The organism is Sinomonas flava (assembly GCF_039531875.1).
In the GTDB taxonomy this organism is placed as follows: Bacteria; Actinomycetota; Actinomycetes; order Actinomycetales; family Micrococcaceae; genus Sinomonas; species Sinomonas flava.
In genome coordinates this window covers 19,196-32,510 of sequence record NZ_BAAAQW010000015.1, presented here as the reverse complement: position 1 = coordinate 32,510, position 13,315 = coordinate 19,196, and the positions used below count along the sequence as shown (strand labels likewise).

The following is a 13,315-nucleotide window of genomic DNA, read 5'->3' as shown; positions in this document are numbered from 1 at the left end:
ACCGGCTGCGTCCGCTCCCCGACGCCGTTGGACTCCTCACCATTGAGGAAATGCGGAATGGTCTTGATGCTCATGTGCTTCGTACTCCTGTTTTCGCTGGAATGCCTGGGATGTGGGGGTCAGCTGTAGATCTTGAGGTAGAGCTCCTCGATCTCTGCTGACGTCGGGACCACAGGGTTGTTGCCGGGGGAGCCGGACGCGAGGGCCTGCTCGGCCATGACCGGGACCGCACGCTCCCAGTCGGCGCGGCTGATGCCGCGGGACTCGGGGGTCGGGACGGCGAGGTCGCGGGCGAGAGCCTTGAGCTCGTCGACGAGCGACTGGGCGGCCGCGGCGTCGTCGTCCTCCACGTCCGCAACGCCGAGGGCGCGCGCGCAGTCGGCATAGCGTGCCTGGGCGCCGGGGACGGAGAACTCGGTGACCGCCGGGAACAGCATCGCGTTGGCGAGCCCGTGGGCGACGTGGAAGTGGCCTCCGATGGGCCGGCTCATCCCGTGCACGAGCGCCACGCTCGAATTGGAGAACGCGATGCCGGCCTGGGTCGCCGCGAGCATCATCGCCTCGCGGGCGGACCGGTCCGAGCCGTCCGCGTAGACCGCGCGGAGGTTCTTCCCGATGGTGGCCATGGCCGCGAGGGCGAACCCGTCCGAGAACGGGTTGGCCCGGCGGCTCACGTACGCCTCGATGGCGTGGGTGAGGGCGTCCACGCCGGTGTCCGCGCTGAGCCGGGCTGGCATGGAGAGGGTCAGCTCGTAGTCGACAACCGCGGCGATCGGCAGGAACGAGGGGCCCGTGCAGAGCATCTTCTCGTCCGTCTCAGAGTCGCTGATGATCGTGAACTGGGTGGCCTCGGAGCCGGTGCCCGCCGTGGTGGGGACCGCGACGACCGGCAGCGCAGGGCCCGTGTTGACCCGAGGCGCCTTGTAGTCCCGCATCGGCCCCGGGTTCTGGGACAGGAAGCCGAGCGCCTTGGCGGTGTCGATCGAGCTGCCGCCGCCGAAGCCGACCAGAAGGTCCGCGCGGTGCTCCTCCACGGCGGCGAGGCCGGCCTGGAGGGAGTCGGTGGTGGGGTCCGGGATGCACTCGGCGAACAGGCCGGTTTCCAGACCGGCATCGCGGAGGGAGGCCAGAGCGGCGTCGACCGTCCCGGATTCCTTCATGAAGGCGTCCGTCACCACGAGGGGCCGCTGCGCCCCGAGGTCCCGCACCGTCGTACCCAGTTCCCGGACCGCTCCGGCGCCCACGTTCATCAGTCGGGGCAGGGAAATCTGAAAGGTCATCGCGTGCCTCCCGCTCGTCGTCGAGGCCCGGCACACCTGGTGCCTGGCACATTCTCCAGTCTCTGTGCAGCTGACGCCACGGACAAGCGGCAATTCAGTACTGCCCTGTGCGCGATTGCACAGCACTCGTAGAGTGAGGCTGTGATCCAAGCAGACGACCTGCGCTTCTTCCTCGAGGTCGCCCGAACACGGCGGCTCGTCGCGGCCGCCAGAGGGCTGGGCGTCGAGCACACGACAGTGGGCCGGAGGGTGACCCAGCTGGAAAGGGCGGCCGAGACGCGGCTCTTCGACCGCACGCCTCAGGGGTGGGAGCTCACCGAGGCCGGGCGGGGGCTGCTGGTGCATGCCGAGGCGGTCGAATCGTCGCTGCTCGCCGCGGCCGAGGAGCTGGGCTCCGCCCGCGGGCGCCTGTCAGGAACGCTGCGCATCGCAGCACCTGACGGCTTCGGCGCCTTCGTGCTCTCGCCGGGGCTCGGAGGGCTGCGGTCGGACCATCCCGAGCTCACTGTCGAGATCGTGACGGAGACGCGCCTGAACCTGCTGGCCACGCGCGAGTTCGACATCGGCATCTCGCTCGAAGAGCCGACGACGCGGGGTGTGCGTTCGCGGCGGCTGGCGACGTACGGGCTGAGCTTCTACGCGAGCCGCGAGTACCTCTCACGCCAGGAACGGCCCCTCGACCTCGCCGAGGTGAGCCGTCATCCGCTCATCGGCTACGTCGACGCCCTGCTCGACATCCCGGCCCTCCGGTTCCTCGACAGCGCGCTGCCCGGCGTCCGTCCGGCAATCCAGACCAACAACGTCACCGGCCAGTGGATGGCGGCCGTCGCGGGCCTGGGGATCGCCGTCCTCCCGGACTTCGTGGCCGCGGGAGACGATCGACTGGTACGGATCGTCGAACAGACGAAGATCGAGCGCACGTACTGGATCGCGGTCCCCACAGAGCACCAGCGGCTGGCCAGGACGCGGGCGGGGGAGTCCGCCCTGCTCGAGCTCGTGCGGAACCACGAGCACCTCCGCGCGGTGTAGTCGGCGGGGGCAGATGCGGGGTGCTCAGTCCTTGATCTGGTTCTGAAGCGCCCGCCAGGCCTGGAAGCCGCCGACGAGATCGGTCGCTCTGGTCAGCCCGAGCCGCTGCAGCGTGTGGGCGGCGAGGCTTGAACTGTAGCCCTCGTTGCAGACGATCACGATCCGGCGACTGTGGTTGTCGGCGATGGGCAGCCGGGAGGGGCTGGACGGGTCGAGACGCCATTCGAGGACGTTGCGGTCAATGACAATTGCCCCCGGAAGGTCGCCGTCGCGCTCGCGCTGATCGGCCGGCCGCGTATCGACGACCAAGGCACCCGCGGACATCTCTCGGTTCAAGTCCTCCGGCAGAACCCGCTCGAGTCCCAGACGGCTCTGGATGAGCAACTGGTCGATGGTCAGCGCCGGCCGGTCGTCCACCCCGGCGCTGCCTGCAGAGGAATCGCGCTGCTGTTCCAGGACTTCCTCGCTTCGTCCGGCTAGCACCCCGCTGACAAGGAGCCAGGATCGTGGGAATGGGTGGTCCACACGGTAATTCGGCGGAAGAACGCGGGTCAATGGTGACCCGCGCCATCCTCAGTCTGCAGCAGGGAAGACCTTCCCCGGATTGAGGATGCCCTGCGGGTCGAAGACCTGCTTGATCCGCCGCTGGAGGTCGTACTGCTCCTCACCCAGTTCGTCCTGGAGCCAGCGGCGCTTCAGCAGGCCGATGCCGTGCTCGCCCGTGAGGGTCCCGCCGAGCTCCAGCGCGGTGGAGAAGATCTCCCCGGCGGCCTGCCAGACGTGCTCCGGCACCTCGTCTCCGGTGAAGACGAACGTCGGGTGCAGATTGCCGTCCCCGGCATGGCAGGTCGTCGGGATGGCGACGCCGTAGGTCTCCTCGATGCGCCGGATGGCTGCGAACGCCTCGGCCATACGGTCGCGGGGGACGGCGATGTCCTCCACGAGCATGGTCCCTTGTGCCTCGAGCGCCGGGAACGCGCTGCGGCGGAAGTCCAGGAGGCGCCGTGACTCTTCGGGATCCGTGGTGGTCTCGACGGTGCCGCCGGCGTCGTGGGCAATTGCCGCGAGCTGCGCCGCCGCGGCGAGGGCAGCCGGGCCGTCGCACTGGGCGAGGAGGTAGGCGCCGGCGCCGGGAGCCGGGCTGTGGCCGGTGTGGCTGCTCACGATGTCCAGGGTGCGCCCGTCCATGAGCTCCATGATGGCGGCCACGTGTCCGCGTCTGGTGGCCTCGGTGACGGCGGCGACGGCGTCGTCGACCGTGGCGAAGAACGCCCCGAGTGTCGCAACCTCGCCCACGACGACGGGCTGCAGCTTGAGCGTGCACTCGACGATGACCCCGAGGGTGCCCTCGGAACCGATCATGAGCGCGCAGAGGTCGTAGCCGGTGACTCCCTTGACCGTGCGATGGCCCACGGAGAGGAGGGTTCCGTCGGCCAGGACCACCTTGAGCGCGAGCACCGCCTCCCGCGTGACGCCGTACTTCGCGCACAGGAGTCCGCCCGCGTTCATGGCGATGTTGCCTCCGACCGTGGAGATGTCCTTGCTCGCGGGGTCCGGCGGCCACCACAGGCCGTGGTCGGCCAGGACCGCATTGAGGCGTCCGTTGAGGACCCCGGGTTGGACGACCGCGAGCCTGTTCGCCTCCGAGATCTCGAGGATCCGGTCCATGTCCCGGAATGACAGGACGATCTCGGCCGGTCCCGCGACCGCCCCACCGGCGAGGCCCGTCCCCGCCCCGCGGCTCACGATCGGCACCTGCGCCGCAGAGGCGATCCGGCACACTGCCTGCACGTCCTCGATGGTGCGCGGGTAGACCGCCGCGAGGGGTGACCCCGACGAGCGGTGGCCCGACCGGTCTGAGGTATACGGTGCGAGGCTGTCGGGGTCTGTTTCCACTCTGCCGGGGAGGGCAGACCGGAGCGACTCGACGACGGCGGCGAGCTGGGCGAGGGGCATGGACGTCCTTCTGACGGAGGTGGGGTTCGGTGTCCCTCCGGCGAGGATAGCGCCCGGGTGTCCCTACCTCCGTCTGGGGGTCACGTCCTGGGGGTCAGATCGTCTGCGACGCGCAGGATGTGACCCTCAGGATGTGACCCTCAGGACGTGACCTTCAGACGGAAAGGGGTGAGCGTGCGTCTGCTGCGTGCCTCGCGACCACGTGCCCCGCGGCCGCGAAGGCCTTTGTCACCGCCGAGCCCAAGGTTGCGCCGCCGCCGGGGTAGGCGTCCTTGAAGACCGTGGCCGAGCAGTTCCCCGCGGCGTAGAGGCCCGCGATCGGCTCGCCGGACGGCGCCAGCACGCGCCCGTCGAGGTCCGTGACGAGGCCGCCCGCGGTCCCGAGAGCCCCCGGGCGGATGCGCACCGCGTAGAACGGCGCGCGTTCGAGCGGGGCGAGGCACGGGTTCGGGCCCACCGTGGGGTCCCCGAGGTGCCGGTCCTGTTCCGTGGACCCACGCCCGAACTCGGAGTCGGTCCCGGTTCGCGCGTCCGCGTTGAACCTCCGCACGGTCGCCGCGAGCGCCCCCGCGTCGACGCCGATCGCCTCGGCCAGCCCGCCCAGCGTCTCAGAGCAGTGCATCCACTCGGGCACCGTCCCGGCCGGGCTGCCCGCCACGGGGTACCGCTCCCGGTACCCCGCATCGAACACGAGCCACGCCGGATCGTTCGCCGGCCGCGACGTCGCCGGGTCAACGTTCGCGAACACCCGCGAGAGGTCGTGGTAGTTCATCGCCTCGTTGACGAACCGCCGCCCCGCCGCGTTGACCGTGATCGAGCCGGGGAGCGTCATCTCGACGTTGCCCATCCGTCCGGTGGGCGCGCCGTCGTACTCCCACCCCTCGGGAGCGATCACGGGGACGCCCCAGATCGCGCCCGTCTGGCCGAGCATCGCCCCGGCCTTGAGCCCGATCAGGAGCCCGTCGCCGGTGTTCGACGGCGCCCCGATCGCGGTGGTTTCGAACCTCAGGAGCGACGCCGCGAGCTCGCGGTTCCGCTCGAACCCGCCGGACGCGATGAGCACCGCGCCCGCGGCCACTGCGGTGGCGGGGCCGGCGGCCCCGTCGCCCACCCGCACGAGCCATCCGCCGCCGTCGTGCGCCCCGCCCGCGCCGCCCTCGAGGGGCTCGAGCCCCGTCACCGGCGCCGACACCGCGAGGAGGACCCCGCGCTCGACGGCGGTCGCGACCAGGGCTCCGACGAGGGCACCGCCCATCGTGCGCACCCCCGCGGCGGCGCGCCCGGCCAGCAGTGCCGGGTCGGGCGCGGCGCCGTGGAGATGGTCGCGCTCGTTCATCGAGATGAGCGGCAGGTAGGTGGGGGGCCGGATCGCGTCGGCGAGGCCCGGCACGCCGCGGAAGCGGGCCGGGTCGAACGGGTCGTTGTCGAGGCTGCGGCCCCCGGCCACCGCGCCCGGCCATTCCATGTGGTAGTCCGGGCGGTCCAGCGGCGTGAGCCGGACGTGGGTCTCGCGGTCGAGGAACTCGACGGCCTCCCGCGACGTCCGCAGGTACCAGCCGATCTCCTCCTCGCCCATGGCGCCGCCGGTTGCCGCGCGCAGGTACGCCGCCGCGGCCTCGGGGGAATCGCTTCCGGGACGCATGAGCGGGTTGTCGGGTGCCCAGATGACGCCGCCGCCCGCTGCGGTCGTCCCGCCCAGGCGCGTGGCCTTCTCGAGCACGACGACGGCGAGGCCCGCCGCCGCTGCCCGGCACGCGGCGACGAGACCGGCGGCGCCGGAGCCCATGACGGCGAGGTCATAGCGGGGAGCCAGCTGTGGGGGAGCGGCCAGGAAGCTCATGCGCGATCCCCCCGGGAGGCCGCGGCGAGCGCCGGCTCCTCGCCAGACGGCTCGGGGAGGTCGATCGCGACCTTGCCGACCCTGACGGTGCGGTCCCGCAGGAGGCGGAACGCGGCGTCGAGATCGTCGAAGCCGAAGCGGTGCGTGATGAGGGAGCGGCAGGCGTCCTGGTGGCGGGCGAGGAGGTCCAGGGCGTCCTCCATGTGCAGGGAGTTGCGCGAGCCGAGGAGGTCGATCTCCTTGATCGGCAGCGACCGCATCGACAGCGTCAGTTCACGGTCGCTGATCCCCACAGCCACGACCCGGCCCGCGGGCGCCACGAGGTCCACCGCCGCGGCGAGCGACGCCGGTGACCCCGTCGCGTCGATCACGAGCGAGGGGCCCTGGCCGTCGGTCCACTCGTCGAGATTGCGGCGCTGGCCGTCGTCGGGGAAGCCCGGACCGACGGCCAGGACGGCCTCCGCACCCAGCTCGGCCGCGATGGCGAGGCGCTCGCGGTCGGTGTCGAGCACGACGACGCTGCACCCCGCCTCGCGCAGCGCGATCAGCGCGAACAGGCCGATCGGCCCCGCGCCGGCCACGAGGACGCGCTCGCCGGCCTCAGCGCGCCCGCGGCGCACGGCCTGCAGCGAGATCGAGACCGGCTCCCACAGGGGCGCGAGGTCCACCGGCAGCCCAGCGGGCAGCCTCCGAGTGCGGTCCAGCGGCACGAGGAGGTACTCGGCCAGGGCGCCGTCGTCCTCGTAGCAGCCGTAGATGCTCATGGCCCCGCACGCGTTCGGCCGCCCGACGGAGCACGCGTAGCAGGTGCCGCAGGCGGCGTAGGGGGAAACCGCGACGTCGTCCCCCACGGCGAACGCGCCGCCCTCGTCCTCAGGGTCCAAGGCCGCGATGGTCGCAGAGAACTCGTGGCCCTGGACCATGGGGAGCTCGGTGGCGTAGTCGTCCTCCCAGATGTGCACGTCCGTCCCGCACAGCGTCACGCTGCGCACGCGCACGACGGCGTGTCCCCGGCTCGGGCGTGGAATCGGCGCCTCCTCGTAGCGGACCGTCTCGGCGGCGACCGTGCGGGCGACCCTCATCGGGCGGCCTCGCTCAGCTCGAGCCGGTCGGCGCCGAAGAACGGCTTCCAGGCCGTGACCGTCCGGCGTGCGATGAGCCCCTCACGGCAGAAGGGGTCGGCGTCGAGGAGGCCCTCGACGTCGTCCGCGGTGGCGCCTGCGAGGATCAGGAGCGCGCCAGCGCCCCCGTCGGTCGGGCCGGAGACGATCAGGCGCCGGGCCTCATACTGGGCCGCCAGGAAGGCGACGTGCTCGGGGCGGTGCAGGTCTCTGCCGGACGGGTTGGCGGTGTACCGGTACGTGACGGCGAACAGTGCCACGGGCGTTCTCCTCGTAGAGGGCGGTCGGTCCAGCCCAGTCTGCTGTGACCGAGAGCACCCTCGGAGGGAGTGTCCCATTGAGTGGGACGCCGATTCGGGCTTGCTGGTCAGCGTTCGCGGCGCCACTTCGCCCGCGTGTACTGCGGCGGCCAGTAGTCCAGCTCGACGCCGAGCTCGTGCGCGGCGCGGAGCGCGAAGTGCGGGTCGCGGAGGAACTCGCGCGCCACCATCACGGCGTCCGCCGCCCCGCTGTCCACGATCTCCGCGGCCTCCTCCGGCCGCGTGATCAGCCCGACGGCGTTCACCGGCACCCCGGCGCCGCTGCGGACGGCGGTCGCGAACCCCACCTGGTACAGGGGCTTGACGGGGATGCTCGCGGCCGGCACGAGGCCGCCGGAGGAGATGTCGAACCAGTCCGCGCCCTCCGCGGCGGCCCAGCCCGCGACCGTCACGGTGTCCTCGAGGTTCCAGCCGCCCTCGACCCAGTCGGTGGCGGAGAGCCGCACGAGGAGGGGCACGCCGTCGCCCGTCTCCGCCCGGACGGTTCGGACGATCTCGAGCAGGAACCGGGCGCGGTTCTCCAGGCTTCCGCCGTACTCGTCGGTGCGGAGGTTCGAGAGCGGGGAGAGGAACTGGTGGACGAGGTAGCCGTGGGCGCCGTGGATCTCGAGGGCGTCGAATCCGGCGTCGACGGCCCGGCGCGCGGCGGCGGCGAAGTCCGCGACGATGCCCCGGATCTCGTCTCCCGTCAGCTCGCGCGGGGGCACGTAGCCGTCGAACGCGACGGCCGACGGTGCGACCGTCTCCCAGCCCCCGTCCTCGACGGCCTGGGTGCCCTTCCCGCTCCATTCGCGGTAGGTGGACGCCTTGCGGCCCGCATGGGCGAGCTGCATCGCGGCCGGGACGCCCTGGGCGTGGACGAACGCGACGATGTCCCGCCACGCCTCGGCCTGGGCGTCGTTCCAGATCCCCGTGTCCCAGTTCGTGATGCGCCCCTCGGGGCTGACCGCGGTCGCCTCGGTCATGACGAGGCCAGCCCCGCCCCTCGCGAACGAGCCGAGGTGGGCGAGGTGCCATGCAGTGGGCACCCCATCCCACTGCTCCACGGAGTACTGGCACATGGGGGACACCCAGAGGCGGTTCCTGAACTGGACGCCCCGGATCTCGACGGGGGTGAAGAGCTTCTCGGCAGCCATGCCGCCTACGTTTGCGCTCCCATCCCCCGCCGTCAAATGGTGCCTGTCATTCGGGCTTGGCGAAGGTCGCCGCGCTGACGAACTCGAGCCCCACGAAGGTCTCGTCGCCGACCACGCGGGCGTCGTGACCGGGCGGGATCGTGTAGGAGCTTCCGGCCGTGATGGTGGCGGTTTCGCCGCTCGTGAGCTGGACCTCGAGGGTGCCGGCCACGCAGTAGCCGACGTGGTTGTTCTGGCAGCTGTCCGTGCCCACCACGGGCTTGATGCAGCCCGACCAGCTCCATCCGGGGGAGAAGGTGAACCGGCCGATCGTGTAGTCGCCCACCGTGACGAGGTCGATCTCGGACTTGTCAGGGCGGCGCTTCTCGTCGGGGTCGTCGTGGGACTTCACGTTCAGGGTGGTGACGGCGTTGACGGCGTGGGTGGACATGGCAGGCTCCTCTGGTTCGGGCCGCCTCACCGAGCCTCCAGCTTCCCAGCGGGACGAGTCATCGGGACCATTTCAGGGTAGGCCTCGCCGCACCGGACCGGAAGGCCCCTGCCGCGATGGTTGGGTCGGTCCGCGGCGGGGAAGTGTGGCGGTAGCACCGAAGTGAAGCATCCGCTACGGGAAGAGGGCAGGACGATGAGCCACGAATACCGCGAGCCCGCCGGCCAGGACCGCGACTGGGACAGGGAACGCCGCGACGACCGGGAGTACCGCGAGGAACGCGACGACCGGGAGTACCGGGACGACCGCGAGCACCGCGAGGACGAGGCGCTGACCCCCGCCGAGCAGCGGAGGCGCTTCGGCGGCATGAAGGCCGGCTCGGCCTTCTTCGGGTGGCTCACCGCGACCGGCATGTCCGTGCTCCTGACCGCCGTGCTCACCGCGGCCGGGGCCGGAGTCGGCGTCGGCACCCAGACCGATCCCGCCAAGTTGGCCAACCAGGCGGGGCAGACCGTGGGCATCGTCGGCGCCGTGGTCGTGGCGCTGATCCTCTTCGTCTCCTACTACTGCGGCGGCTACGTCGCGGGCCGGATGGCACGCTTCGACGGTGCCCGGCAGGGCCTTGCCGTGTGGCTGTGGGCCGTGGTCATCGCCATCCTCTTCGCGATCCTTGTGGTCGTGGCGGGGAGCCAGTTCAACGTCCTCTCCACCCTGAACAGCTTCCCCCGGATTCCCGTGGACGAGGGCACGCTGACCACAGGCGGCATCATCGTCCTGGTGGTCACGGCCCTCATCACGCTCGCAGGCGCTGTCCTCGGCGGAGCCGCGGGCATGCGCTACCACCGCAGGATCGACCGGGCCGGGCTCTGACCCAGTCCTCGGGCGCCCGGCTGCACCAGGGGCCGCATGTCACGCCCGACGCCGCTCCCATCCAGCGTGCGCGAAAGTCACCACGGCCGTGAGCACGACCGCGGCCGCGAGTCCGAGCAGGAAGATCACCCCGTACTGCCGCTCATCGGCGTAGCCGGCCGTCAGGAACGTGCCGAGCGAGCTGCCCAGGAACAGCGAGCCGGCGAACAGGGCCACGGTCGTCGCGCGTGCCTCGGGGGCGACCTCGGTGGCCCAGCCCTGGAGTGAGGAGTGCAGCACGGCGTTCGTCGCACCGATCAGCAGTGAGGTCACGGTGAGGGCCGCCGGGTCCTGGGAGAGCGCGGACACCGCATAGGCGGCGATGATGACGCCCCCTCCGATCCCCATCAGCTGAGTGCGGGAGAACCGCCGCACGAGCCGCCGCATGATCCGTGCGCCCACGATCACGCCCACCCCGTAGCCCGCCGCGAGCACCCCGGCCAGCGCGATCGGGACGCCCGCGTCCTGGAGCGCCGGCACGATGTACGTCAGGACGCCCATGAGCACCGCGCCCTCGAGCACCGCGATGCCGTACACGCCGAGGGCTGCGCCCGAGAAGGCCCGGCGGAAGTCCGCGGGCCCGCGGAGGTGGGCGGCGGCGTCGTGCGTGTGGCGCAGGGAGAACAGGAGCGCGAGGCAGCCCAGGGCCGGCAGTCCGAAGACGAGGCGCCAGTCCGTGAAGGCCGCGAGCGAGCCTGCGGCGAGGGTCGCGACGGTGGTCCCCAGCGACGAGTAGACCTGCAGGTCGGACAGCCCCCGGGCCTTCTCGATGCCGGTCCGGGTGTCGCCGATGATCGTCAGGAGGGTGGGGTAGAGGCAGCCCGCCATGAGGCCCGCAGCCGAGCGGGCGAGGAGCAGCGGGACGTAGGAGCTGAGGATCGTGCTCGCCGCGGCGGCGATGAGCAGGCCCGTCAGCGCCGTCCGCAGCACGCTGACGCGGCCGAACCGGTCGCTCACGAACCCCCACAGCGGCTGGCCGAGGGCGTACAGGAGCGAGTAGGAGGCCACGAGCCCCACGGCCTCGCCGAGGGACAGGCCCGTGCGGTCGGCTAGGACGAGGAGCATCGGGGGAGTGGCGAACCGGTCGAAGAAGGACAGGAAGCCGATCCCCATGAGGACCCGGTTCGGGACTCCGTGGGTGCGTGTCTTCTGGTCGGAGTCCCTGGTCGCGGTCACGCCCTCCACCCTACCCATCGCTGGGCCGGCCCCGATGCTTGAATGGGAACGTGGAGATCAGGTGGCTCGAGGCGTTCGTCGCCGTCGCGGAGGAGCTGCACTTCGGGCGCGCGGCGTCCCGGCTGCACATGGCACAGTCGCCGCTGAGCCAGACGATCCGCAAGCTCGAGAAGGACATCGGCGTCCCCCTGTTCGACCGCAGCACGCGCAGCGTCTCGCTCACCGCGTCGGGGCGTTCGCTGCTCCCGCACGCCTACCGCGCGCTTGAGGAGCTCGAGGTGGCGCGCCAGGCCGCGCACGCCTCGGTGGGCACGGTGTACGGGCACCTCACGGTGAGCTTCACCGGCGCCATCAACCACCGCACCCTCCCTCGGCTCACCCGGGCGCTGCGGCGGCAGTACCCGGACGTCGTCCTCTCGCTCCAGGGCCGCGTGGTGACGGGCGATGCCGTCGCGCAGCTCCAGCAGGGCACCCTCGACCTGGCCTTCGTGGGGCTCCCGCTCGACCCGTCCCCGCTCGCGTCCCGGCTGATCGCGCGCGAGGCGCTCGGCGCCGTCGTGCCCGTGGACCACCCGCTCGCCCAGCGGGCCACACTCGACCTGGGCGAGCTGCGCGACGAGGACTTCATCATGATGCCGTCCGGCGGCGGCTCCGACCTGGAGCGGACGGCGACGGCGGCGTGCGTCGCCGCCGGGTTCCGCCCGCGCGTGGTGCAGACGATCGGGGACCCGTTCATGATCCTCACCTTCGTGGCCGCCGGCATGGGCGTGAGCCTCGTGAGTGAGGGGATGAGCGACATCCTCCCGCACGGAGCGGTGTACGTTCCGCTGGCGGGTGCGGCGCAGCCGTACCTCCGGCACGGGCTCGCGTGGGCGCCGTCGAACCCGTCGCGGGTGCTCCCGCATGCGCTCGAGGTCGCCGAGCGCGTGCTGCCCACCGTCACATGAGCGGGCTGCCGCCTGATGTCGTCCGGTGTCCAGCGCGGGGTCATCTGGGATTGGTACGATCCCGCGGTGAGCGCAAGCCTTGCCGTGACGGCCTCCCTGCCCTCCCCGACCGTGAGCGGAATCCAGATCGGGCCGTTGACGATCCACTTCTACGCCCTGTGCATCATCGCTGGGATCGCGGTGGCGATGTGGATCGGCACCCGCCGATGGCAGGCCCGCGGCGGCCTGCCGGGCGAGGCCTTGGACATCAGCCTCTGGGCCGTCCCGTTCGGGATCATCGGAGGGCGGATCTACCACGTCATCACCGACCCTGAGCTGTACTTCGTGCCCGGGAAGAACCCGTGGAACGCGTTCGCGATCTGGGACGGCGGCCTGGGGATCTGGGGCGCGGTGGCGCTGGGCGCGCTCGGTGCGTGGATCGGGTGCCGGCGCGCCGGGGCCTCGTTCATCGCGTTCGCCGACGCGATCTCGCCCGGCGTCCTCATCGCGCAGGGGATCGGCCGCTGGGGCAACTGGTTCAACAACGAGCTCTACGGCGACCCGACCGGCCTTCCCTGGGCGCTCGAGATCCACCAGATGGACCCCCAGGCCGCCCGGGCCGTCACCGACGCCGCGGGGAATCCCGTGGTCCTGGGCTACTTCCAGCCCACCTTCCTGTACGAGTCGGTCTGGTGCCTCGTCACAGCCGCCGTGATCATGTGGCTGGACCGGCGGTTCAGGCTCGGCGCCGGGAGCGTGTTCGCCCTCTACATCGCGGCCTACACGGCGGGGCGCTTCGCGTTCGAGCTCATGCGCTCCGACTACGCCAACCTGATCCTGGGCCTCCGCGTCAACACGTGGGTTTCGGGCCTGCTGTTCCTCGCGGGCGCTATCGCCTTCCTGCTCACCGTCCGCCGGCCGCGGTCGACGGCGCGCCCCGCCTCCCCAGCGCCGCCCGCCGAGGAACAGGCGGGGGAAACGCGGTAGCAGGCTCCGTTCACTGCTGCCCGCATGTGCTGCCCATCGCCGCTTCTCCTTGGTCAATTCACACAGGAGAAGCGGGGGAGGGCAGCCCTTGCGCCCCGCGCCCAGCGCAGAGAAAGCACTCCGGCTCGATTAAGCGCTGATCGCACATAGAGCGAGACAAACTAAGTGTTGGACGCGCCACAATTCCGTGGCGATGCTGGAGGAG

At 71.5% G+C, this 13,315-nt stretch carries 13 protein-coding genes; 4 read left to right on the top strand and 9 right to left on the bottom strand.

All coding sequences use genetic code 11. The features are described 5' to 3' along the window. Positions 1–119: 119 nt before the first annotated feature. The gene (locus tag ABD298_RS18540; RefSeq protein ID WP_344301327.1) at positions 120–1,280 is read right to left on the bottom strand and encodes an iron-containing alcohol dehydrogenase; all 1,161 of its coding nucleotides are present in this window, start codon (positions 1,278–1,280) and stop codon (positions 120–122) included. A 141-nt stretch (positions 1,281–1,421) separates the two neighbouring features. On the opposite strand from ABD298_RS18540, the gene ABD298_RS18535 reads away from it, so the two are divergent. Further along, complete coding sequence (locus ABD298_RS18535; protein WP_344301326.1) at positions 1,422–2,309, top strand: LysR family transcriptional regulator; 888 nt, start codon at positions 1,422–1,424, stop codon at positions 2,307–2,309. A gap of 24 nt (positions 2,310–2,333) precedes the next feature. On the opposite strand, the gene ABD298_RS18530 is transcribed toward ABD298_RS18535, so the two are convergent. The 7 genes from ABD298_RS18530 to ABD298_RS18500 form a co-directional block, all read right to left on the bottom strand. Beyond that, positions 2,334–2,834 (bottom strand): rhodanese-like domain-containing protein, encoded by a 501-nt coding sequence (locus ABD298_RS18530; RefSeq protein WP_344301325.1) that lies wholly within the window; start codon positions 2,832–2,834, stop codon positions 2,334–2,336. Between the two features lie 48 nt (positions 2,835–2,882). Further along, entirely contained in the window at positions 2,883–4,265 is a 1,383-nt protein-coding gene (locus ABD298_RS18525) for an FAD-binding oxidoreductase (protein ID WP_344301324.1), read from the bottom strand. Between the two features lie 154 nt (positions 4,266–4,419). Further along, a complete protein-coding gene (locus ABD298_RS18520; protein ID WP_344301323.1) occupies positions 4,420–6,105 on the bottom strand; it encodes an FAD-binding protein in 1,686 nt (561 codons plus the stop codon). After that, on the bottom strand, positions 6,102–7,187 hold the full coding sequence (locus ABD298_RS18515; protein WP_344301322.1) for a zinc-dependent alcohol dehydrogenase: 1,086 nt from the start codon (positions 7,185–7,187) through the stop codon (positions 6,102–6,104). Before ABD298_RS18515 ends, ABD298_RS18520 begins: the two co-directional genes overlap by 4 nt. After that, positions 7,184–7,486, bottom strand: a complete 303-nt coding sequence (locus ABD298_RS18510) for a YciI family protein (RefSeq protein ID WP_344301321.1) — start codon at positions 7,484–7,486, stop codon at positions 7,184–7,186. The genes ABD298_RS18515 and ABD298_RS18510 overlap by 4 nt, the downstream gene beginning before the upstream one ends. A gap of 107 nt (positions 7,487–7,593) precedes the next feature. Further along, positions 7,594–8,682 (bottom strand): NADH:flavin oxidoreductase/NADH oxidase, encoded by a 1,089-nt coding sequence (locus ABD298_RS18505; RefSeq protein WP_344301320.1) that lies wholly within the window; start codon positions 8,680–8,682, stop codon positions 7,594–7,596. A 46-nt stretch (positions 8,683–8,728) separates the two neighbouring features. Then, positions 8,729–9,112, bottom strand: coding sequence for a cupin domain-containing protein (locus ABD298_RS18500; protein ID WP_344301319.1), 384 nt, complete (start codon positions 9,110–9,112; stop codon positions 8,729–8,731). 195 nt (positions 9,113–9,307) lie between these two features. Here ABD298_RS18500 and ABD298_RS18495 point away from each other — a divergent pair, with 195 nt between their 5' ends. Further along, the gene (locus ABD298_RS18495) at positions 9,308–9,982 is read left to right on the top strand and encodes a hypothetical protein (protein ID WP_344301318.1); all 675 of its coding nucleotides are present in this window, start codon (positions 9,308–9,310) and stop codon (positions 9,980–9,982) included. 39 nt (positions 9,983–10,021) lie between these two features. Here the strand turns inward: ABD298_RS18495 and ABD298_RS18490 are convergent, their stop codons facing one another. Next, complete coding sequence (locus ABD298_RS18490) at positions 10,022–11,197, bottom strand: MFS transporter (protein WP_344301317.1); 1,176 nt, start codon at positions 11,195–11,197, stop codon at positions 10,022–10,024. A gap of 50 nt (positions 11,198–11,247) precedes the next feature. Between ABD298_RS18490 and ABD298_RS18485 the strand changes: the two genes are divergently transcribed. Together ABD298_RS18485 and lgt are read left to right on the top strand one after the other, a co-directional pair. Beyond that, the gene (locus tag ABD298_RS18485) at positions 11,248–12,144 is read left to right on the top strand and encodes a LysR family transcriptional regulator (protein WP_344301316.1); all 897 of its coding nucleotides are present in this window, start codon (positions 11,248–11,250) and stop codon (positions 12,142–12,144) included. Between the two features lie 66 nt (positions 12,145–12,210). Next, a complete protein-coding gene (gene lgt / locus ABD298_RS18480) occupies positions 12,211–13,110 on the top strand; it encodes a prolipoprotein diacylglyceryl transferase (RefSeq protein ID WP_344301315.1) in 900 nt (299 codons plus the stop codon). Positions 13,111–13,315 lie beyond the last annotated feature (205 nt).